The sequence below is a fragment of the Neorhizobium sp. IRS_2294 genome, from assembly GCF_050500145.1.
GTDB classification, from domain to species: domain Bacteria; phylum Pseudomonadota; class Alphaproteobacteria; order Rhizobiales; family Rhizobiaceae; genus Neorhizobium; species Neorhizobium soli.
Genome location: NZ_CP191439.1, coordinates 1,140,348 through 1,160,332, shown reverse-complemented (window position 1 = coordinate 1,160,332; position 19,985 = coordinate 1,140,348). Strand labels below are relative to the sequence as shown.

21 protein-coding genes are annotated in these 19,985 nt (G+C 60.5%); 14 read left to right on the top strand and 7 right to left on the bottom strand.

The window, feature by feature from the left end:
* Window positions 1-33 precede the first annotated feature (33 nt).
* The 5 genes from fabF to ACQY1K_RS05545 form a co-directional block, all read right to left on the bottom strand.
* Window positions 34-1,296: a beta-ketoacyl-ACP synthase II gene (fabF, locus tag ACQY1K_RS05565; RefSeq protein WP_062453337.1), complete on the bottom strand. Its 1,263-nt coding sequence runs from the start codon at window positions 1,294-1,296 to the stop codon at window positions 34-36.
* A 118-nt stretch (window positions 1,297-1,414) separates the two neighbouring features.
* On the bottom strand, window positions 1,415-1,651 hold the full coding sequence (locus ACQY1K_RS05560) for an acyl carrier protein (RefSeq protein ID WP_006727438.1): 237 nt from the start codon (window positions 1,649-1,651) through the stop codon (window positions 1,415-1,417).
* 283 nt (window positions 1,652-1,934) lie between these two features.
* Window positions 1,935-2,672, bottom strand: a complete 738-nt coding sequence (fabG, locus tag ACQY1K_RS05555; RefSeq protein WP_062453338.1) for a 3-oxoacyl-[acyl-carrier-protein] reductase — start codon at window positions 2,670-2,672, stop codon at window positions 1,935-1,937.
* Between the two features lie 16 nt (window positions 2,673-2,688).
* Window positions 2,689-3,648 carry an ACP S-malonyltransferase gene (gene fabD / locus ACQY1K_RS05550; protein WP_062579862.1) on the bottom strand — a complete coding sequence of 320 codons (960 nt, stop codon included), beginning with the start codon at window positions 3,646-3,648 and terminating at the stop codon, window positions 2,689-2,691.
* Between the two features lie 108 nt (window positions 3,649-3,756).
* Window positions 3,757-5,058, bottom strand: coding sequence for an Nramp family divalent metal transporter (locus ACQY1K_RS05545; RefSeq protein WP_184654863.1), 1,302 nt, complete (start codon window positions 5,056-5,058; stop codon window positions 3,757-3,759).
* A gap of 212 nt (window positions 5,059-5,270) precedes the next feature.
* Between ACQY1K_RS05545 and ACQY1K_RS05540 the strand changes: the two genes are divergently transcribed.
* Both ACQY1K_RS05540 and ACQY1K_RS05535 read left to right on the top strand, forming a co-directional pair.
* Window positions 5,271-6,314, top strand: coding sequence for an aldo/keto reductase (locus ACQY1K_RS05540; protein WP_430258494.1), 1,044 nt, complete (start codon window positions 5,271-5,273; stop codon window positions 6,312-6,314).
* Window positions 6,315-6,399: 85 nt separating this feature from the next.
* The gene (locus ACQY1K_RS05535) at window positions 6,400-6,654 is read left to right on the top strand and encodes a hypothetical protein (RefSeq protein ID WP_430258493.1); all 255 of its coding nucleotides are present in this window, start codon (window positions 6,400-6,402) and stop codon (window positions 6,652-6,654) included.
* A 77-nt stretch (window positions 6,655-6,731) separates the two neighbouring features.
* Here ACQY1K_RS05535 and ACQY1K_RS05530 read toward each other — a convergent pair whose 3' ends face one another.
* On the bottom strand, window positions 6,732-8,234 hold the full coding sequence (locus ACQY1K_RS05530; protein WP_430258492.1) for a Dyp-type peroxidase: 1,503 nt from the start codon (window positions 8,232-8,234) through the stop codon (window positions 6,732-6,734).
* Between the two features lie 361 nt (window positions 8,235-8,595).
* Here ACQY1K_RS05530 and rpsF point away from each other — a divergent pair, with 361 nt between their 5' ends.
* The 5 genes from rpsF to ACQY1K_RS05505 all read left to right on the top strand — a co-directional run bounded on the left by rpsF (window position 8,596) and on the right by ACQY1K_RS05505 (window position 12,845).
* Window positions 8,596-9,063 (top strand): 30S ribosomal protein S6, encoded by a 468-nt coding sequence (rpsF, locus tag ACQY1K_RS05525; protein ID WP_062453344.1) that lies wholly within the window; start codon window positions 8,596-8,598, stop codon window positions 9,061-9,063.
* Between the two features lie 23 nt (window positions 9,064-9,086).
* Window positions 9,087-9,335 (top strand): 30S ribosomal protein S18, encoded by a 249-nt coding sequence (rpsR, locus tag ACQY1K_RS05520; protein ID WP_062453345.1) that lies wholly within the window; start codon window positions 9,087-9,089, stop codon window positions 9,333-9,335.
* A gap of 164 nt (window positions 9,336-9,499) precedes the next feature.
* Complete coding sequence (locus ACQY1K_RS05515) at window positions 9,500-10,477, top strand: DUF2232 domain-containing protein (RefSeq protein WP_113111099.1); 978 nt, start codon at window positions 9,500-9,502, stop codon at window positions 10,475-10,477.
* Window positions 10,478-10,497: 20 nt separating this feature from the next.
* Entirely contained in the window at window positions 10,498-11,076 is a 579-nt protein-coding gene (rplI, locus tag ACQY1K_RS05510) for a 50S ribosomal protein L9 (protein ID WP_062579849.1), read from the top strand.
* A 266-nt stretch (window positions 11,077-11,342) separates the two neighbouring features.
* Window positions 11,343-12,845 carry a replicative DNA helicase gene (locus ACQY1K_RS05505; protein ID WP_062579847.1) on the top strand — a complete coding sequence of 501 codons (1,503 nt, stop codon included), beginning with the start codon at window positions 11,343-11,345 and terminating at the stop codon, window positions 12,843-12,845.
* Window positions 12,846-12,938: 93 nt separating this feature from the next.
* Here the strand turns inward: ACQY1K_RS05505 and ACQY1K_RS05500 are convergent, their stop codons facing one another.
* Window positions 12,939-13,313 (bottom strand): tudor domain-containing protein, encoded by a 375-nt coding sequence (locus ACQY1K_RS05500; RefSeq protein ID WP_430258491.1) that lies wholly within the window; start codon window positions 13,311-13,313, stop codon window positions 12,939-12,941.
* 256 nt (window positions 13,314-13,569) lie between these two features.
* On the opposite strand from ACQY1K_RS05500, the gene alr reads away from it, so the two are divergent.
* The 7 genes from alr to ACQY1K_RS05465 all read left to right on the top strand — a co-directional run bounded on the left by alr (window position 13,570) and on the right by ACQY1K_RS05465 (window position 19,977).
* The gene (alr, locus tag ACQY1K_RS05495; RefSeq protein WP_430258490.1) at window positions 13,570-14,736 is read left to right on the top strand and encodes an alanine racemase; all 1,167 of its coding nucleotides are present in this window, start codon (window positions 13,570-13,572) and stop codon (window positions 14,734-14,736) included.
* 77 nt (window positions 14,737-14,813) lie between these two features.
* Window positions 14,814-15,071: a ribbon-helix-helix domain-containing protein gene (locus ACQY1K_RS05490; protein ID WP_062453351.1), complete on the top strand. Its 258-nt coding sequence runs from the start codon at window positions 14,814-14,816 to the stop codon at window positions 15,069-15,071.
* Window positions 15,053-15,364, top strand: a complete 312-nt coding sequence (locus ACQY1K_RS05485) for a type II toxin-antitoxin system RelE/ParE family toxin (protein WP_348270994.1) — start codon at window positions 15,053-15,055, stop codon at window positions 15,362-15,364. The genes ACQY1K_RS05490 and ACQY1K_RS05485 overlap by 19 nt, the downstream gene beginning before the upstream one ends.
* A gap of 4 nt (window positions 15,365-15,368) precedes the next feature.
* Complete coding sequence (gene radA, locus ACQY1K_RS05480) at window positions 15,369-16,772, top strand: DNA repair protein RadA (RefSeq protein ID WP_062453352.1); 1,404 nt, start codon at window positions 15,369-15,371, stop codon at window positions 16,770-16,772.
* A 154-nt stretch (window positions 16,773-16,926) separates the two neighbouring features.
* Complete coding sequence (locus tag ACQY1K_RS05475) at window positions 16,927-17,514, top strand: CvpA family protein (RefSeq protein ID WP_062579839.1); 588 nt, start codon at window positions 16,927-16,929, stop codon at window positions 17,512-17,514.
* Between the two features lie 135 nt (window positions 17,515-17,649).
* Entirely contained in the window at window positions 17,650-19,152 is a 1,503-nt protein-coding gene (gene purF, locus ACQY1K_RS05470) for an amidophosphoribosyltransferase (RefSeq protein WP_062579838.1), read from the top strand.
* 84 nt (window positions 19,153-19,236) lie between these two features.
* Complete coding sequence (locus tag ACQY1K_RS05465) at window positions 19,237-19,977, top strand: SDR family NAD(P)-dependent oxidoreductase (protein WP_430258489.1); 741 nt, start codon at window positions 19,237-19,239, stop codon at window positions 19,975-19,977.
* The last annotated feature ends 8 nt before the right edge of the window (window positions 19,978-19,985 follow it).

Genomic DNA, 19,985 nt, shown 5'->3' with positions numbered 1-19,985 from the left:
AAGTCCAGCCGAGAAGCGAAGGCCGAATGCGCGTCAGGCTTCGTAGCGCTTGAGCACCAGAGACGCGTTGGTACCGCCGAAACCGAAGGAGTTCGACAGCGCCACGTTGATTTCGCGCTTGCGCGCGGTATGCGGAACAAGATCGATCACAGTGTCGACATCAGGGTTGTCGAGGTTGAGCGTCGGCGGCGCGATATTGTCACGGATCGCCAGTGCGGAGAAAATGGCTTCGACAGCGCCGGCTGCACCGAGAAGGTGACCGATCGCGGATTTCGTCGACGACATGGAGACCTTGGAGGCCGCATCGCCAACCAGGCGTTCGACAGCACCGAGTTCGATCGTGTCGGCCATGGTCGATGTGCCATGCGCGTTGATGTAGTCGATGTCGGATGCGCCAAGACCAGCGCGCTTCAGGGCCGACGTCATGCAACGGAAAGCACCATCGCCGTCTTCGGAAGGAGCCGTGATGTGGAAGGCATCGCCGGACATGCCGTAGCCGACGACTTCCGCGTAAATCTTGGCACCGCGCGCCTTGGCGTGTTCGAGCTCTTCCAGCACGACGATTCCGGCGCCCTCGCCCATCACGAAACCGTCACGGTCGCGGTCGTAGGGGCGCGAGGCGCTTTGCGGGTCGTCGTTGCGAAGGGTCGACAGCGCCTTGCAGGCAGCAAAGCCCGCCAGCGCGATCCGGCAGATGGGTGATTCGGCACCACCGGCCACCATGACCTCCGCGTCGCCCAGCATGATCAGCCGGGCGGCATCGCCAATCGCGTGTGCGCCGGTGGAACAGGCGGTGACGACCGAATGGTTCGGGCCGCGCAGCTTGTGCTTGATCGAGACCTGTCCGGAGACAAGGTTTATCAGGCGGCCGGGAATGAAGAACGGCGAGATGCGGCGCGGGCCTTTGTCTCGCAAAGTGTAGCCAGCCTCGACGATACCCTCGAGACCACCGATGCCGGAGCCGATCAGGACGCCGGTCTCGATCTGGTCCTGGTCGGTCTGCGGGTGCCAGCCGGCGTCGGCCAGCGCCATGTCGGCGGCGGCAACACCATAAAGAATAAATGGATCGATCTTGCGCTGTTCTTTCGGCTCCATCCAGTTGTCGGCATTGAATGTGCCGTTGGAACCGTCGCCGACCGGAATGCGGCAGGCGATTTTGGCCGGAAGATCTTCGACTTCAAATTCGGTCACGACCCGGGCGGCGTTGTCGCCGGCCAGCAGACGTTGCCAGCTGACTTCCGTTCCGCATCCCAGAGGAGATACCATGCCGGTACCGGTGATAACGACACGCCTCATCGCCAGTGCCCCACCCTGTAGTAGTATTGTCAGTTAGTTGCTGAAACGGCCCGAACAAGCGGGCCGTCATGAGAGATCGCGGCCTCGCAACGAGGCGCGCGTCCCGAATATGGTTCGATCAGGCCTGAGCCTTTTCGATGAACTTTACAGCGTCGCCGACCGTCAGGATCGAGTCAGCTGCATCGTCCGGAATTTCCACGCCGAATTCTTCTTCGAACGCCATGACCAGTTCGACCGTATCGAGCGAGTCCGCGCCGAGGTCGTCGATGAAGCTAGCGCCTTCGACAACCTTTTCGGCGTCGACGCCGAGATGATCAACAACAATTTTCTTAACGCGTTCTGCGATATCGCTCATGTCGGTTTCCTCGACCTTTTGTCTTCTCGAATGCCTGAATGGCATCCGTATCCTGTTAATACCTGCCGCCGGCACTTCATGGTGCCGATGCGGGCAAACCCCTTCGCCCCTCTTCAGGTTCCAGTCACATGCTCACGCATTATGACGCCCTGAATTTCGGGGTGACTTCGTGTAGTCAAGGCCCGCTTAACACGGTTTCCGTGCTACGCAAAGCCAGAATCTGTTCCGCCGCACAGCCGCCAACAGCCGATTTTACTCGGATTTGCTGCGCCCGTGCCCCGGATTAGATCATCGCCATACCGCCATTGATATGCAAGGTCTGTCCAGTCACATATCCCGCTTCATTCGAAGCGAGGTAAAGAACAGCGGCGGCAATGTCGGATCCGGCGCCCATCCGCTTCATCGGAATGGCACCCATGATGGCGTCTTTCTGCTTGTCGTTGAGCTTGCCGGTCATGGCGCTCTCGATAAAGCCTGGCGCGACGCAGTTGACCGTCACGTTGCGCGTGGCGATTTCCTGCGCCAGCGACTTCGAGAAGCCGATCATGCCGGCCTTGGAGGCGCAATAGTTGGCCTGGCCCGGATTGCCGGTGACGCCGACGATCGAGGTGATGTTGATGATGCGGCCGAAGCGACGGCGCATCATCGGATGGGTCAGCTCGCGGGTCAGGCGGAACACGGAGGTCAGGTTGACTTCAAGGACTGCGTCCCAGTCCTCGTCGCTCATGCGCACGAACAAGCCGTCCTTGGTGATGCCCGCATTGTTGACGAGAATGTCAACGCCGCCGAGTTCGGCTTCCGCCTTTTCACCGAGCGCCTTGACCGCGGCGCGGTCGGAGAGATTGGCCGGAAAGATGTGGACGCGATCGCCGAGTTCGGCAGCGAGTGCTTCGAGTTTCTCGACGCGGGTGCCGTGCAGGCCGACGGTTGCGCCCTGCGCATGCAGCATGCGGGCGATTTCTTCGCCGAGGCCGCCGGTGGCACCGGTGACGAGGGCCTTGCGGCCGGTCAGGTCAAACATGTTGAATTCCTTCTCTTCAGCCGAGGATGGCAGCCAGCGCCGCGTCGATATCGGCCGGGGTGTTGAGGGCTATGCCAGAGATATTCTTGTCGATGCGGCGGGCAAGACCCGTCAGCACCTTGCCGGAACCAATTTCGTAGAGCGTCGTCACGCCATTGGCGCCGAACCACTCGACGGTTTCGCGCCAGCGCACCTGTCCGGTCACCTGCGCCACCAGCAACGTCGCGATCTCGTTCGCGTCGCTGACCGGCGTTGCGCGCACATTGGCGATGACAGGCACGACCGGATCGTTTTTCTGGACGGTGTCCAGCGCATGGCGCATGGCGTCGGCCGCCGGCGCCATCAGGTCGCTGTGGAAGGGCGCAGAGACCGGTAGCATGATCGCGCGCTTGGCGCCTTTTTCGGTCGCCAGAGCCGCTGCTTTCTCGACAGCAGCCTTCGAGCCGGAAATCACCAGCTGGCCGCCGCCATTGTCGTTGGCGATCTGACACACGCCTTCCGACTTCGCCTCCACACAGATCGCTTCGACATCGGCATGATCGAGACCGATGATCGCAGCCATCGCGCCCTGGCCGACCGGAACGGCGGACTGCATCGCGTCACCGCGAATGCGCAACAGCCGTGCTGTGTCTGCGAGAGAGAACGTGCCGGCCGCACAAAGAGCCGAATATTCGCCGAGCGAATGGCCGGCGACGAAACCGACCTTGTCGGCGAGAACGAGTCCGCGAGCTTCGAGAACGCGCATCGTCGCGATGGAAACGGCCATGAGGGCCGGCTGCGCGTTGGCGGTCAGCGTCAACGTTTCTTCCGGCCCGTTCCACATTGTTTCGGACAGTTTCTGGCCGAGCGCCTCGTCGACTTCATCGAACACGGCACGGGCTTCGGGAAAGGCGTCGGCCAGTTCCTTGCCCATGCCGACGGCCTGGCTTCCCTGACCCGGGAATGTGAATGCGATACTGCTCGCCGGACTACTCATAAGGTCGTTTCCTTTCCCTATTTTTGCCCTTTCCATTCACATTCCCGCCTTGCAAGTCAAGGGTTTCGGGCATTTACCCCGATTTTGGCCGGTGCTTACCCCCTGTTATCAGCCCGAAATCAGGCTGATCACTTCGTTGACGCAAAGAACGACGAACAGCAGCGCTGCGGCGCCGAGCAGGCCGTTCGACAGCCAGCCATTGCGCCATTCCTTCGGGACGCGGGCTGAGTTCAGCAGCCAGATCAACGTGACCGCCAGGAACGGCATGAAGAAGGCTCCGAGCGCGCCATAGATGATGACGAGCGTGAACGGGCGACCGAACCACAACAGCGTCATCGGCGGAATCGTCAGCCAGAACAGGTAGAACTTGAAGGCCGGCGTCTTTTCCAGCCCCTGCCGCGAGCCACTGGTTTCGCCACGCACGGTGCGGACGAAATCCGCAAACAACAGCGACACGCCATGCCAGACGCCGAGGATGGAGGAGATCGTGGTGGCAAAGAAACCGACCAGGAAGGCCTTTGCGACAAACGGACCGAACCGCTCCTGAAGGACCGCATCGAGATCGAGCAGGCCGCGGTCGCCGGTCGAGAGCGCGATCTGCGCGGTGTAGAGAAGCTCGGCGCCGACGATCAGCATGGCGATCACGAAAATGCCGGTCATGATGTAGGCAACACGGTTGTCGAGGCGCATGACGCCCATCCAGGACGGGGTGCGCCATCCCTTGGCATTCACCCAGTAGCCGTAGGACGCCATGGTGATGGTACCGCCGACGCCACCGATCAGGCCGAGCGTGTAGATGGCCGAGCCCTCGGGAATGGTCGGGATCAGACCGGTCAGCGCATTGCCGACATCAGGCACGACGAGGATGGCGATACCGACGACGATGGTGAACATGATGGCGATGAAGACCTTCATCACGGTCTCGAAGACTTCGTAGTTGTTGAAGGCAACGAAGGCCGCGCAGACGAGGCCTGAGATCATGGCCCAGGCCCAGAGCGGCAGGAACGGGAAGAGAGCCGCCAGCGGCAGTGCCGTCGCGCTCATGGCGGTAGCGCCGTACACGAAGCCCCAGATCATGATGTAGATGCCAAAGTACCAGCTCGTCCATTTGCCGAGCGACCGCCAGCCGTCGAGCATGGTCGAACCGGTAGCGAGGTGATAGCGGGCCGATCCCTCGGCAAGCGCAATCTTGACGATACAGCCAATGACCGCTGCCCAGAGTAGCGCATAGCCGAAACGCGAGCCGGCAATCAGCGTGGCGATCAGATCGCCTGCGCCGACGCCGGTAACGGCAACCACGATACCGGGACCGATCAGTTTCCATCGACCCGTCTTCGGCGGTTCGCCGGCGTCAGGAAACCCCTTGTCGTCGTATTGTGTCGTCTTATGCTGCGTCGCGTTATCGACCATTCAAAATGCCCTCCAAAAATTTGTTCTGCGCCAGACGCAAATCCGGCCGCAAAATTGCCGTATCGGGAACAAGTTGGAAAAAATTCTCTCCCGTCCAGCAAACTCTTGATAAATTTTACGCTACCGACGCACGAAACCGGCACCGATCTGCTCTTGCACTGCGTCAAATCCGATCTAAAGTCCGGCCACTTTTTCAGACGGGATCGATCTTTATGAAATACAATAAACTGGGCCGCACCGACCTCTCCGTTTCGGAGATCTGCCTGGGCACGATGACCTGGGGAACGCAGAATTCCGAGGCCGAAGCCCATGAACAGATGGACTATGCCTTCGACAACGGCATCAACTTCTTTGATACGGCCGAACTCTACCCGACGACGCCTCCGGGTGCCGAAACCTACGGTGACACGGAAACGATCATCGGCACCTGGCTGCAAAAGAGCGGCAAGAGACAGGACCTGATCCTCGCCTCCAAGATCGCCGGCAGCGGTCGCTCCTACATCCGCGACGGCCGCCCGATTACACGCGAGACGATCCGTGAAGCACTCGACGCAAGCCTCTTGCGCCTCAAGACGGATTACCTCGACCTCTACCAGATCCACTGGCCGAACCGCGGCACGTTCCACTTCCGCAATTCCTGGAAGTTCGATGCGTCGACACAGGATCGCGAACAGGCACGCACGAGTTTTCTGGAAAAACTCGAAACGCTCGGCGAACTGGTGAAGGAGGGCAAGATCCGCGCGATCGGGCTTTCCAACGAAAGCACCTGGGGCACGATGCGCTATCTCGATGTGGCGGAGGAGAAGGGCCTGCCCCGCGTCGCGACGCTGCAGAACGAATACAATCTTCTCTACCGCCAGTTCGATCTGGATCTTGCAGAAATGTCCCATCACGAGGATGTCGGCCTGCTCGCCTATTCGCCGCTCGCAGCCGGGCTGCTTTCCGGCAAGTATCAGGGCGGTGCACGACCTGAAGGCTCGCGCGGCTCGATCAACCAGGATCTCGGCGGTCGCCTTCAGCCGCGACAGGAGCCGGCGGTCAAGGCCTATCTCGACATCGCCAAGAAGCACGGCCTCGACCCGTCGCAGATGGCGCTCGCCTTCTGCCTGACGCGCCCCTTCATGGCCTCCGTCATCATCGGTGCAACGACGATGGACCAATTGAAGACCAATATCGCGGCTGCCGACGTGACGCTGTCGGATGAGGTTCTGAGAGAGATCGCCGCGGTCTATCGCGACTATCCGATGCCGATCTGAGGTCGCGACAGATTGCGGATGACCGGCTGAAACACGCTGTCGTCATCCGCAAACTTGCGCTATTTCTTCCGGCGGAGGACAAGCCATGATCGACATTCCAAGGCCCGGAAGCCCGTTCCACGAGGCCTATCTGGTCGCAGCCGCGCAATGCGGTCAGCTGCCGATTACCGAGATATCCGACACGAACGAGAACTGCATCGTCAGCTCGATCGCCTGGATCGCCATGCGCGACCAGGTCAGGGCGGACCGGACCTTCGTGGCGGAGGCTGGATTTCCGCTCGCCGCCCTCCTCGCCGTGATTGCCGTGGTCAGATACCGGAAAAGCCGGACGGCGCGGTAGGTCAGCATAAAGGCGGCCGGAACGATAAGTCCCGGCCGCCGGATATATCTCTGTCGCCGCTCAATCGCTCGGCTATTTTACGACAACTCAGCCGGCGGGTTTGCGATCAAGGATGGTGCCGACTGAAGGAAGCTGATCGATGGAGCGAAGAAGTACTCGCCGCCCATCAAGGTCACCGTCTGCACGAAATCCATCACGCCGATCTTTTGTGGCTGACTATGGCCATCGATCCATTCCTTTTCGGACGGATCGCCACTGTTTGCGACCTGGCTGATGATGAAATCGACGCCTTTCTTCGGCGGAACCGCCGGCTGGAACGGAAACGACGTATTGTTCGCCCAGGCACTCTGGGTGAACTCGAACTGCTGATTGACGTTGGCCATGTAAGCCATGAAAATAAGACCGACTCCCTTGTCTGGCTCATCTGAAAAATCGGGTGCCCGATCGCCATAGGTTATGCCTCGGCGCGCCATGATATGCGAGCGCTCGAATTCGTCGCCCGGCGTGCGCGGATTGGTCTTCCTGACATGCGCTCGAACCGGACATTTCAGCCCGACCGGGTCGAGTGTGTAGTCGAAGTCATTGGTTGGCGCGCCCGCCACTGGACCGCTCTGCAGTGCCGGTGTTCCGTCCTCGAAGCGACCGACAACCATCGCACCCGCGCGGTCCTCATCGGGGTTCTGTGGATCCACCGACTGCGCAAGCAGACGTTCCCTCTGCTTGGACAGCTTCACGTTCTGCTCGAGCTTGCGGTAGACGAAATAGCTGCCGCATGAAAATGTCGTGGGATTGCCCGGATCCGATACGACAAACTGGGAGGCCTTGAACTCCTCGTCCCATTTGCCACGAGGTTTGGGCATTCCATTGTTGTCGAGGAAGTCTTCGGTCAGAAACAATGGCTGGCTGATGCCATCGACATAGCCGAAATGCTCGATGCCTTCGCCTCGAACATCGCCGCCCGCCTGCTTGCGCCTCTGCGCCAGGCCGATGTCCGAACCCAGAACCGTTGCGCCGTGCTTTGCGAAAACCTTCTGCAACGCGCTGTAGGAATTGCCCACAAGTGAGGCCTGTTCGTCTGCAATCAGAACCATGGCGTCGGGGTCGTCCTTGGCGCTGTCCCAAGCCTCACCCTTTTCCCAGTGCTCCTTTTCCGGATCATTGATTGGAGGACCGGCAAACGGAAGCGGCATCGGATTGAGCCGTCCGCGGTTCCGCATCCCGGCCCTGAATGAGGCATCGGCGGGAATGTTGGCATCCGGCAAACTAAGGGCTGCATACCCTTTTGCGCTGAGGAAGACGCTGACGACCGTTCCGCCGCCGAGTTTCGTTGCCTTGAATGCTTCTGCCTCGCGCAGTTGCGTCAGCGCGGATGTCGTCACGAACGAAAGATCCCGCAGCAGGCCGGCGACCGCATCAGACTTCATGCCAGCGAAACTGAGAAAGACATTCTTGGTATGATCTCTGCCGTGCCCCTTCAGGATATTGGCCTGCAGGTCCGACAAAAGCGAAAGAAGATCCGCATCCGACGTCCAATTTTTCCAGGTGATGGTGGTATTCAAAATAGTATCGAGCTTAGCCATGCCTCCTGCTCCTCTTGGCAAAGGGTCGAATTGACCCGAACCCAAATTACAACCCATGGTACCACTAAGTCCATTTAACTATTTTTGCGAGCGTCGAACCCCTCCCTCTTGCCTTATCGCCAAAAATCGGTATAAGCCGCCTTGTTCGAAACACCCGGTCTTCTGGCTGGTGGCTGAACGGAGGGTAGGTCGCGTGAGCGGCCGTAGGAACGAAAAGCGTTCCGGCCTCCCGTGTCTCCGCTCTCGACCGTCTCGATACAACAGCTTTTCTTGCCTGGGCTTGTCCCATTCCAAGAGCAGTCGTTGAGGCTTAGCCGCCGAACCCGGGTGACAAAACAACCGCAAGAAAGGCAAAGCTTACATGGCTCTTTATGAACACGTATTCCTTGCTCGACAGGATATGTCCGCACAGCAGGTTGATGCCCTCGTAGAACAGTACAAGGGTGTCCTCGAAGCAAATGGCGGCAAAGTCGGGCGCGTAGAAAACTGGGGCCTCAAGTCCCTCACATACCGCATCAAGAAGAACCGCAAGGCGCATTACGCCCTTATGGACATCGACGCACCGGCAGCTGCCGTGCACGAGATGGAACGCCAGATGCGCATCAACGAAGACGTTCTTCGTTACATGACGCTTGCCGTCGAGAAGCACGAAGAAGGTGCGTCTGCAATGATGCAGAAGCGCGATCGTGACGACCGTCCGCGCCGTGATGGTGACGACCGTGGTCCTCGCCGCGACTTCGGCGATCGTGGCCCGCGCCGCGATTTCGGCGATCGTCCCCCGCGTGAAGGTGGTTTCGAGCGCGCACCGCGCCCGCCACGTGACGCTTAATCGGTTCGAAGGAGAAAACACCAATGGCTGACTCATCCTCCTCCGCGGCACGCCGTCCGTTCCACCGCCGTCGCAAGACCTGCCCGTTCTCGGGCGCGAATGCACCGCGGATCGACTACAAGGACGTTCGTCTTCTGCAGCGCTACATTTCCGAGCGCGGCAAGATCGTACCTTCGCGTATCACGGCCGTTTCCCAGAAGAAGCAGCGCGAACTGGCCCAGGCCATCAAGCGCGCCCGCTTCCTCGGCCTGCTGCCGTACGTTCTGTCTTAATCTGATATTGGACCTGCCGGCTGTCAAAGCCGGCAGGTCCATCTTCCCTTCCGCGTTGGGCGCGGATCGGCAAAACCAAAACCCCATGTTGGGGATCAAGGCCATTGCGACATCCGTCCCGGCCTATCCCCTAACTGCTTGATGTGGCAGGACAGCGAGACAAAGTGACGAACAAGTTCCAGACAGTGCTGCCGACCGGTATCCTTGCCGGTGTTATCGCCACCGTGCTTGTCATGGGTGCGAGCGCACAGTCGTCGTTTGCCTCCATTCTCTATGCAGCGTCCGCTCTTCCCATCCTGATTGCCGGCCTCGGCTGGGGCAATCGTGCCGCCATCGTCGGTGTTGTTACCGCCGGAGTGCTCGGCGCACTTCTCGTGTCGCCGATGTTTGCGCTGGCCATGGCAGTGTTCACGCTGATCCCCGCCGGCTGGTTGTCGCATCTTGCCAATCTCGCCCGTCCCGCCTCCGAACTCGGCGGCCCGGACAATCTGATGGCCTGGTACCCGATCTCCGACATTCTGCTGCACCTCTGCGGCCTTGTCACGATTGCCGTCATCGCGCTCGGCTTTGCGATCGGCTATGGCCCGGAACTGATCGACCAGATGGTCGATGCGATGACGACAGCGCTGCAGGCGCAGGAGCCCACCCTCGCCCCCGATGTCGCGAGCCTTTCCCAGACCAAGTCGCTGCTGGTGCTGATGCTGCCGATGTTCCAGGGCGGCATCTGGGTGACGCTGCTGTTTGCGGCCTTCTATATCGCAGTACGCGTCGTGTCGCGATCCGGCCGTGCGGTTCGCCCGCGCGAGGACATGCCGTCGGCGCTGCGCATGAACCGCAATGCCATCTTCATCTTTCTCGCCGGCACCGTGATGACTTTCTTCGGCGGCGCTCCGGCGATGATCGGCGCGGTCGTCTGCGGCACATTCGGCGCCGGCTTTCTCATGGCGGGCTATGCCTCGCTTCACTTTCGGACACGCGACAAGGACTGGCGCCTGCCGGTTCTCGTCCTCTGCTACCTGTCGTCGATGCTTATCCTGCCGGCGATCGCCATTGTCGTGCTGGGTCTTTCCGACACACGCCGCACCATTGCCCTGACGCCTGCAAAATCCGCAGACGGCAGAGACGAACCACCTACGAATTGAAACTTGAAAGGAACCACAACATGCAAGTCATTCTGCTTGAACGCGTGGCCAAGCTTGGCCAGATGGGCGAAACGGTAAAGGTCAAGGACGGCTTTGCCCGTAACTTCCTTCTGCCGCAGGGCAAGGCGCTGCGCGCCAACGAAGCCAACAAGAAGCGCTTCGAATCCGAGCGTGCAACGCTCGAAGCCCGCAACCTGGAGCGCAAGGGCGAAGCCCAGACCGTTGCCGACGCGCTTGACGGCAAGACCTTCGTGATCGTTCGCTCCGCTGGCGAAACCGGCCAGCTCTACGGTTCGGTTGCTGCCCGCGACATCCTCGAGGCACTGGCTGCCGAAGGCTTCAACGTCGGCCGCAACCAGGTCGATCTCAACACCCCGATCAAGGCGATCGGCCTCCACAAGGTCGTTCTGCACCTGCATTCGGAAGTCGAAACCGAAATCGCCGTCAACGTTGCCCGTTCCGCTGAAGAAGCCGAGCGCCAGGCCAAGGGCGAAAGCCTCACCTCGGCTGACGCCATCTACGGCGTCGACGAAGACGCGCTTCGTCCGGAAGACTTCTTCGATCCGGACGCAGACGGCAACGCTGAAGACGACGAATAAGCCGTCATCGTCTAACCAGTTCGAGAAACGCCCGGGTCATCAGCCCGGGCGTTTTTTTGTCTTCTTGGGCTATACTGATGCGACCAATGACTGAGTCGCAGCGAAACACAGTCAACCGGATTCATCGTTTCACTGCGTTCTTTCTGGCACCGGCAAAATGGCGCTGTGGATAGCTGTGGAAAAGCCGCTGGGGCAAAAGGCCGGTTTCAGCACGGCGCATTTACCAGTAGAACCGGCAGCTTCGACGGACAGGACGGACAGAGATCATGAACGAAGTCGCGCGCAACATCGCATCGCTGAGCAACAAGGATGCAGCGCCGCACTACCGTGAGGCTCCCAACAACATCGAAGCCGAGCAGGCGCTGCTGGGTGCGATCCTCGTCAACAACGACGCCTATTACCGCGTCTCCGACTTCCTAAAGCCGACCCATCTCTACGAGCCGCTGCACCGCAAGATCTTCGAAGTGGCGGGCGACATCATCCGCATGGGCAAGACCGCCAACCCGGTCACCATCAAGAATTTCGTGCCCGCGGACGAGAAGGTCGGCGACATGACGGTGGCGCAGTATCTCGCCCGTCTCGCTGCCGAAGCCGTGTCAATCATCAATGCCGAGGACTACGGCCGGGCGATCTACGATCTGGCGCTGCGCCGGGCGCTAATCACCATCGGCGAGGACGTCGTCAACATCGCCTATGACGCGCCGCTCGACATGCCGCCGCAGAGCCAGATCGAAGATACCGAGCGTCGCCTGTTCGAGCTTGCCGAAAACGGCCGCTACGACGGTGGCTTCCAGTCGTTCAACGACGCGGTGGCGCTGGCGATCGACATGGCCGGCCAGGCCTTCGAGCGCGACGGCCATCTGTCCGGCATTTCCACCGGCATCATGTCGCTGGACGGCAAGATGGGCGGGTTGCAGCGGTCCGACTTGATCGTGCTTGCCGGTCGTCCCGGCATGGGCAAGACCTCTCTTGCCACCAACATCGCCTACAATATCGCCGCATCGTACGAGCCGGAGGTCCAGCCGGACGGATCGATGAAAGCCAAGAATGGCGGCGTCGTCGGTTTCTATTCGCTCGAAATGTCGTCCGAGCAGCTGGCGACCCGTATCATCTCCGAACAGACCGAAGTGTCCTCGTCAAAAATTCGCCGCGGCGATATCACCGAGGCCGATTTCGAAAAGCTCGTCGCCTGCTCACAGATGATGCAGAAAGTGCCGCTGTTCATCGACCAGACCGGTGGTATCTCGATTGCGCAGCTGTCTGCCCGCGCCCGCCGCCTCAAGCGCCAACGTGGCCTCGACTGCCTCGTGGTCGACTATATCCAGCTGATGACGGGTTCAGGTAAATCCGGCGAGAACCGCGTTCAGGAAATCACCCAGATCACCACGGGCCTGAAGGCGCTCGGCAAGGAGCTCAACGTTCCCATCATCGCGCTGTCGCAGCTTTCGCGCCAGGTGGAAAGCCGCGAGGACAAGCGCCCGCAGCTTTCCGACCTTCGCGAATCAGGCTCGATCGAGCAGGACGCCGACGTGGTGCTGTTCGTGTTCCGCGAAGAGTATTACGTGAAGAACTCGGAGCCGCGCGATATGGCCGATCCGAAATACCCGGAATGGGAACAGCTGATGGACAAGGTGAAGGGGACGGCCGACGTCATCATCGCCAAGCAGCGCCACGGACCAACCGGCACCGTCAAGCTCGCCTTCCAGGCGGAATTCACGCGGTTTGCAGATCTGGCCGAACCAAGCTTCACGCAATACGAAGAGCATTGATGAGCTCATTGCGGCACAAGTCTCTGTGATAAGATGGTCAATGCCCGCCGCCGCAAAGCGGCCGGCATCGACCAGTTTAGGGTCGCTGATCGACTACTGGGTCCGGCAGCGTCCGGTCCGGGTGCTTTCCTTGTCGCCGTCATCATAGGCGATCCCGATTTTCTCGCCTGCCAGCGCGGTGATCTTGCCCGGGTACCAGTCGCCGGCGCCCTTGTAGTTGCATTCGACCTTCATGCCGATCATCCAGTCGTACGGCCGCACCGCGCTTGAAGCCACCGTTTCCCGGTCACCGTCATCGTAGCGGATGGTAACGCTGCCGCCGCCGATCTTTTCGATGACACCCGGGAACCAGTAACCGGCACCCTTATAGTTGCCTAGAACCCAGTCGCCCTTTGTCTGCGCCAAGGCTGCAGACGCGCCGGAAGCAAAAAAGCTTACCGCCAATATGAGTGACAGTACATTTTTCAAATTAGTCTCCCCAGATATAAATCCCACCGTTCCCCGACCCAATGGCGCGGGGAAATTCAATTAAATGAACAGTAAACCTGATACACAATACAAACTGAACACTGCATTAATACATCGTCAATGTGTCTATTTTTACTGGATTGCTTGGGATATTGGAAAAAAGCGTGCAGCGCGCAAAATCTCGCCCATATGTCTTTTTCCGGCCGTGGAAACGGGTAAGGATTGGCGTCGATCCGATCCATTCTGCTGAGCGCTCATGACAGATTTCGACGACGACGCCCTGCCTTTCGACGAATTCGATATCGCCCCTGCCCGGCTGACCATCGATCTCGTAGCGCTTGCCGACAACTGGCGGGAGATGGCTGATCTCTCCGGCAATGCCTCGACTGCGGCCGTTGTCAAGGCGGATGCCTATGGGCTGGGTCTCGAGGATTGCGGTACGGCGCTTTACGAGGCCGGCGCGCGCGATTTTTTCGTGGCCGTGGTTCAGGAAGGTGTGACGCTTCGAACCTATGCGCCCGATGCCCGCATCTATGTCCTGTCAGGCGTCTGGCCCGGTCAGGAAGCGACGTTCTACGAACACGGGCTGGTTCCGGTCCTCGTCTCCGAAGAGCAGCTTAGCTTCTGGATGGCGGTGACCGCAGAACACGGCGATCATCCTTGCGCGCTGCATATCGATACCGGGTTCAACCGGCTCGGCATTCCGCTCGAGGACGCGCTCGCCTTTGCCGACGACGTGTCGCGGCCGGCGAGTTTCTCGCCTGTCCTCGTGCTGTCGCATCTGCACAGCGGCGATACGCCCTCCTCTTCCTTCAACCGCCAGCAGCTTGAATCATTCCAGAAGGTTGCGGCGGCTTATGAAGGCATTCCGGCAAGTCTTGCCGCTTCTTCCGGCATCCTTCTCGGCTCCGAATACCATTTCGACCTCACGCGCCCAGGAATTGCCGTCTATGGCGGCGAGGCTGTCGGTGGCGTCAGCAATCCGATGCGGCCGGTCGCCAAGGCCGAGGCGCGCATCATCCAGATCCGCAGCGCCAAGACCGGCGAAACCGTCAGCTATGGCGGCACACACCGCCTGACCCGCGACAGCCGGCTGGCGATCGTCGCGGCGGGCTATGCGGATGGCTACAAGCGGTCGCTGTCCGGCTCCGGCGTTCCGATCCGCGACAGCATTCACGAAGGCGGTTTCGGTTTCATCGCCGGCCACCGGGTGCCGGTTGTCGGCCGCGTCACCATGGACCTGACGATCTTCGACATTACCGATGTGCCGGAACGCGATGTTCGCACCGGCGATTATATCGAGCTGTTCGGTCCCAACATGCCGCTCGACGACGTCGCGCGCGCGGCCGGCACGATCGGCTACGAACTCCTCACCAGCCTTGGCCTGCGATACGAGCGACGGTATCTTTACGCCGACGAGTGAGAGCGGAAGCGCATGCGGAGATCCCCCTCTTTCGCGGGCGATATCTTCGTGCTAAATGAGAACAAAAGGAGATCGAAATGACCGAGATCCATCTCAATGACGAGGCTCTGGCGTTTATCGAAGAGCAGGTGAAGACGGGCGCTTATGAAAGCGCTGAGGATGTCGTCGCGGCGGGACTAAGCCGTCTTGGAAGCGAAGACGAGCTCTTGAGGACGATGATCGCCGAGGCGGATGCGCAGCTGGAGAGAGGCGAGTTCGTGCGTTTCGACAATGCCGACACACACGCGGATTCGATCATCGAACGGGGGATGCGCATATTGAACCGAAAGAGCTGATTTATTCCCCGCTGGCCGATCAGGATCTCCTCGACATATTCCTGTACATCGCCGTCGACGATCCGGTCGCGGCCGGCCACTTCGTCCGAGATCTCACACAAAAGGCTGCGTGGATTGCCTTCACCGGTTTTCCAGGTTCGCCGCGCGATAATCTCTCACCCGGTCTCAAAGCACTCCCATACCGCAAACGCTGGATCTACTTCCGCCGAACGGAAACGGCTGTCCGCATCGTCCGGGTCCTGCACGGCCACCAAAACCTTCATCCCGACCTCTTCAAGACTGACGAAACCTGATCTCATGGCAAAACCTAAAACTCAATTCGTGTGCCAGAACTGCGGCACGGTGCACAGCCGCTGGGCTGGCAAGTGCGAAGGCTGCGGCGAATGGAATACGATCGTCGAGGAAGATCCGATGGGCGGCATCGGTTCCGGGCCTGGCAAGGTGCCGAAAAAGGGCCGCGCCGTGACGCTGACGGCTCTTTCCGGTGAAACCGAGGAAGCACCGCGCATCCATACCGGCATTTCCGAACTCGACCGTGCCACCGGCGGCGGGTTCGTGCGCGGGTCGGCGGTGCTGATCGGTGGCGATCCGGGCATCGGCAAGTCGACGCTTCTGATGCAGGCGGCAGCCGCCCTTTCGCGTCGTGGTCATCGCATCATCTATGTCTCGGGCGAAGAAGCCGTCGCCCAGGTTCGCCTTCGGGCCCAGCGGCTGGGTGCTGCCGATACGGAAGTGCTTCTGGCGGCCGAAACCAATGTCGAGGACATTCTCGCCACGGTGTCGGAAGGCAAGCGGCCGGATCTCGTGATCATCGATTCGATCCAGACGCTGTGGAGCGATACGGCCGATTCGGCGCCGGGCACCGTCACCCAGGTGCGCACCGGCGTGCAGGCGATGATCCGCTTTGCCAAGCAGACGGGTGCCGCCATGGTTCTGGTCGGCCATGTCACCAAGGAAGGCCAGATCGCCGGTCCGCGCGTGGTCGAGCACATGGTCGATGCCGTGCTTTATTTCGAGGGTGACCGCGGCCATCATTACCGCATCCTGCGTACGGTGAAAAACCGGTTCGGGCCGACCGACGAGATCGGCGTGTTCGAAATGTCCGACAAGGGTCTGCGCGAAGTCACCAACCCATCGGAACTGTTTCTCGGCGAACGCAACGCCAAGTCGCCAGGGGCTGCCGTCTTTGCCGGGATGGAAGGCACAAGGCCGGTTCTTGTCGAGGTGCAGGCGCTGGTGGCGGCCACCTCGCTCGGCACGCCGCGCCGCGCGGTGGTCGGCTGGGACTCGTCGCGTCTCGCGATGATCCTTGCGGTTCTCGAAGCCCATTGCGGCGTGCGTCTCGGACAGCACGACGTCTATCTGAACGTCGCCGGCGGTTACCGCATCTCGGAGCCGGCCGCGGACATGGCGATTGCCTCAGCGCTTGTTTCTTCGCTTGCCGGCATCGCTCTTCCGGCCGATCATGTGTTCTTCGGTGAGATCAGTCTCTCCGGCGCAGTGCGGCCCGTCTCACAGACCGCGCAGCGATTGAAAGAAGCCGAAAAGCTCGGCTTTTCCGGCGCCATGCTGCCGGCCACATCCGCCGAGCTGCCGAAGGGTTCCAGCGCCCGCTGGACGATGATCGAGGACCTGCCGGATCTGGTGTCGCGCATCGCCGGTTCGGTCAAAAAACTGGGGAAGCAGGAGGAAGATGATTGATCTTCCGTTAACGCCACGGCTGATGTAAGACACGCGCTCGACGCTCTGGATCAGGTTGGCAACTCCGCCCTGATCCAAGCACGAAAACGGCTGGCCCACATTGGCTTCACCAAGACGGCAGGCATGCAACGGCAGGTTCTGGAGTAGAGTTTACATGCCCATCACCATCTTTGACGGTATTGTCATCGGCGTCACCCTGTTTTCGGCCGTGCTTGCCATGGTTCGCGGTTTCTCCCGCGAAGTTCTGTCGATCGCAAGCTGGGCCGGCGCCATTGCCGCTGCCTACTATCTCTATCCGCTGCTCGTGCCATACGCGGAAAAGTACACATCCGATCACCGCATCGCCATTGCCGGTTCGGCGGGCGTCATCTTCCTCGTGGCGCTGATCATCATCTCCTTCATCACATCGCGCATTGCCGACTTCATCATCGACAGCCGCATCGGTGCGCTCGACCGCACGCTCGGCTTCCTGTTCGGCGCTGCCCGCGGCATCCTGCTTCTCGTCGTGGCCGTTGCCTTCTGGAACTGGCTGGTCGCTGAAAGTGCCCAGCCGACCTGGGTCACCAACGCCAAGTCGAAGCCGTTCCTCGATACGCTGGTCGGACGCCTCGAAGCCGTGCTGCCAGCCGATATCGAGCCGCAGATCCGCGCCCGTATCCTCGGCAAGGAAGAAGCGCCTGTGGATGGCGCTGTTGGTACCGACCAGACGCCGGCCGAAGACGCACCGGTTACAAATAATTGACGCTGTGTTGCGCTTGATGCAGCGCACACCATCACCATTTGTGGTAACATTCGAAATCTGATGATAGACGGGCTGGTCTCCGGGGGAAATCTCCCTCGGCCAGCCTTTCCATTTTTCCTGAAAGGGTACGGCCAGATGCAGCAGCCGGGATCGCAAACATTCGATGTCAACCGCTCCAACGTATGGGACGAAGACACCCTTCATGAAGAATGCGGCGTGTTTGGCGTCCTCGGTCACCCGGATGCGGCAACGCTGACGGCGCTCGGCCTGCATGCCCTGCAGCATCGCGGTCAGGAAGCCGCCGGTATCGTCTCATTCGACGGTTTGCGCTTCCATTCGGAGCGCCGGATGGGCCTGGTCGGCGATCACTATACGGACCCGGTCACGCTCGCGAAGCTTCCCGGCAATATCTCGATCGGCCACAACCGCTATTCAACAACCGGCGAAGTCGCTCTTCGCAACGTCCAGCCGCTGTTTGCGGAACTGGAAGTCGGCGGTATCGCGATTGCCCACAACGGCAATTTCACCAACGGTCTCACGCTGCGCCGGCAATTGATCGCCGGCGGCGCCATCTGTCAGTCGACATCCGACACGGAAGTCGTCCTTCACCTCATCGCGCGCTCGCGCTACTCCTCCACCGCAGACCGCTTCATCGATGCCATCAGGCAGATGGAAGGCGGTTATTCGATGCTTGCCATCACCCGCACTAAGCTGATCGCGGCGCGTGATCCGACCGGTATCCGTCCCCTCGTGATGGGCGAACTCGACGGCAAGCCTGTGTTTGCCTCCGAAACCTGCGCACTCGACATTATCGGTGCCAAGTTCATCCGCGACGTCGAAAACGGCGAAGTAATCATCTGCGAGATCCAGTCAGACGGCTCGATCTCGATCGATGCCCGCAAGGCCGGCAATGGCCAGCCGGAACGGCTCTGCCTGTTCGAATACGTCTATTTCGCTCGTCCCGATTCCGTTGTCGGCGGCCGCTCGGTCTATGTGGCGCGCAAGAACATGGGCATCAACCTCGCCAAGGAAGCGCCTGTCGAAGCTGATGTCGTCGTGCCGGTTCCCGATGGCGGCACGCCAGCAGCTCTTGGGTACGCCCAGGAGAGCGGCATTCCGTTCGAATACGGCATCATCCGCAACCATTATGTCGGTCGCACCTTCATCGAGCCGACCCAGCAGATCCGCGCTTTCGGTGTGAAGCTGAAGCACTCCGCCAACCGAGCGATGATCGAGGGCAAGCGCGTCGTGCTGGTCGACGATTCGGTCGTGCGCGGCACCACGTCGCTGAAGATCGTCCAGATGATCCGCGATGCCGGCGCCAAGGAAGTTCACCTGCGCGTCGCAAGCCCGATGATCTACTATCCCGATTTCTACGGCATCGACACGCCGGACCGTGAAAAGCTGCTGGCCAACCAGTACGACAGCCTCGAAGCGATGTGCAAATATATCGGCGCGGACTCGCTCGAATTCCTGTCGATCAACGGGCTTTACCGCGCTGTCGGCGGCGAAGACCGCAACGATGCACGGCCGCAGTTCACCGACCATTATTTCACCGGCGACTACCCGACGCGTCTACTCGACAAGGACGGTGAAGCGGTCGGCCGCAAGGTCTCGCTTCTGGCCAGTAACGGCTGAATGGTTTTCAATCGATCATGAACGTTTTAGAAGGCTGCGGGAACGCGGCCTTCTTTTTTGGTCGCGACTGGCAGGGATGGAACAATGACGATCGACTTGAAGGGTAGGATTGCGCTGGTGACCGGCGCCTCGCGCGGCATCGGTTACTTCACGGCACTGGAGCTGGCAAAGGCCGGCGCGCATGTGATCGCCACCGCACGCACCGTCGGCGGGCTGGAAGAGCTGGATGACGCGATCAAGGCCGTCGGTGGTTCGGCGACGCTCGTGCCGTTTGATCTGACCGACATGGAGGCGATCGACCGGCTGGGTGCCTCGATCTTCGAACGCTGGGGCAAGCTCGACATCCTGGTCGCCAATGCCGGCATCCTTGGTACAATTTCGCCGCTCGGGCATATCGAGGCGAAAGTGTTCGAAAAGGTGATGCTGACCAATGTCACCTCGATGTGGCGGCTGATCCGATCGGTGGAGCCGCTGCTTGTGCGCTCCGATGCCGGTCGTGCCCTGCTCTTCTCGTCGGGCGCTGCTGCCAAGGCACCGGCCTTCTGGGGTGCCTACGCGATCTCGAAATCCGCTGTCGAAACCATGGGCCGCATCTGGGCTGCGGAAAACACCCACACGACGCTCAAGGTCAACATGGTCAACCCGGGCGCCACGAGGACCGCGATGCGGGCGCAGGCCGTGCCTGGCGAAGATCCGCAAACGCTGCCGCACCCTTCAGAGGTGGCGCAGAAGATCCTCTTCCTCGCCTCGCCAGAGCTTACCGACAGCGGCCGCATGTTCGTGGTGCGCGAAAACCGGTTCGTCGATTTCAGAATGCCGGAATAACCGGATAG

What these genes read in the sequence shown, in the direction of transcription:
- fabF (WP_062453337.1), bottom strand. Translation starts at nt 1,296, where the DNA reads ATGAGGCGTGTCGTTATCACCGGTACCGGCATGGTATCTCCTCTGGGA.
- ACQY1K_RS05560 (WP_006727438.1), bottom strand. Translation starts at nt 1,651, where the DNA reads ATGAGCGATATCGCAGAACGCGTTAAGAAAATTGTTGTTGATCATCTC.
- fabG (WP_062453338.1), bottom strand. Translation starts at nt 2,672, where the DNA reads ATGTTTGACCTGACCGGCCGCAAGGCCCTCGTCACCGGTGCCACCGGC.
- fabD (WP_062579862.1), bottom strand. Translation starts at nt 3,648, where the DNA reads ATGAGTAGTCCGGCGAGCAGTATCGCATTCACATTCCCGGGTCAGGGA.
- ACQY1K_RS05545 (WP_184654863.1), bottom strand. Translation starts at nt 5,058, where the DNA reads ATGGTCGATAACGCGACGCAGCATAAGACGACACAATACGACGACAAG.
- ACQY1K_RS05540 (WP_430258494.1), top strand. Translation starts at nt 5,271, where the DNA reads ATGAAATACAATAAACTGGGCCGCACCGACCTCTCCGTTTCGGAGATC.
- ACQY1K_RS05535 (WP_430258493.1), top strand. Translation starts at nt 6,400, where the DNA reads ATGATCGACATTCCAAGGCCCGGAAGCCCGTTCCACGAGGCCTATCTG.
- ACQY1K_RS05530 (WP_430258492.1), bottom strand. Translation starts at nt 8,234, where the DNA reads ATGGCTAAGCTCGATACTATTTTGAATACCACCATCACCTGGAAAAAT.
- rpsF (WP_062453344.1), top strand. Translation starts at nt 8,596, where the DNA reads ATGGCTCTTTATGAACACGTATTCCTTGCTCGACAGGATATGTCCGCA.
- rpsR (WP_062453345.1), top strand. Translation starts at nt 9,087, where the DNA reads ATGGCTGACTCATCCTCCTCCGCGGCACGCCGTCCGTTCCACCGCCGT.
- rplI (WP_062579849.1), top strand. Translation starts at nt 10,498, where the DNA reads ATGCAAGTCATTCTGCTTGAACGCGTGGCCAAGCTTGGCCAGATGGGC.
- ACQY1K_RS05505 (WP_062579847.1), top strand. Translation starts at nt 11,343, where the DNA reads ATGAACGAAGTCGCGCGCAACATCGCATCGCTGAGCAACAAGGATGCA.
- alr (WP_430258490.1), top strand. Translation starts at nt 13,570, where the DNA reads ATGACAGATTTCGACGACGACGCCCTGCCTTTCGACGAATTCGATATC.
- ACQY1K_RS05490 (WP_062453351.1), top strand. Translation starts at nt 14,814, where the DNA reads ATGACCGAGATCCATCTCAATGACGAGGCTCTGGCGTTTATCGAAGAG.
- radA (WP_062453352.1), top strand. Translation starts at nt 15,369, where the DNA reads ATGGCAAAACCTAAAACTCAATTCGTGTGCCAGAACTGCGGCACGGTG.
- ACQY1K_RS05475 (WP_062579839.1), top strand. Translation starts at nt 16,927, where the DNA reads ATGCCCATCACCATCTTTGACGGTATTGTCATCGGCGTCACCCTGTTT.
- purF (WP_062579838.1), top strand. Translation starts at nt 17,650, where the DNA reads ATGCAGCAGCCGGGATCGCAAACATTCGATGTCAACCGCTCCAACGTA.
- ACQY1K_RS05465 (WP_430258489.1), top strand. Translation starts at nt 19,237, where the DNA reads ATGACGATCGACTTGAAGGGTAGGATTGCGCTGGTGACCGGCGCCTCG.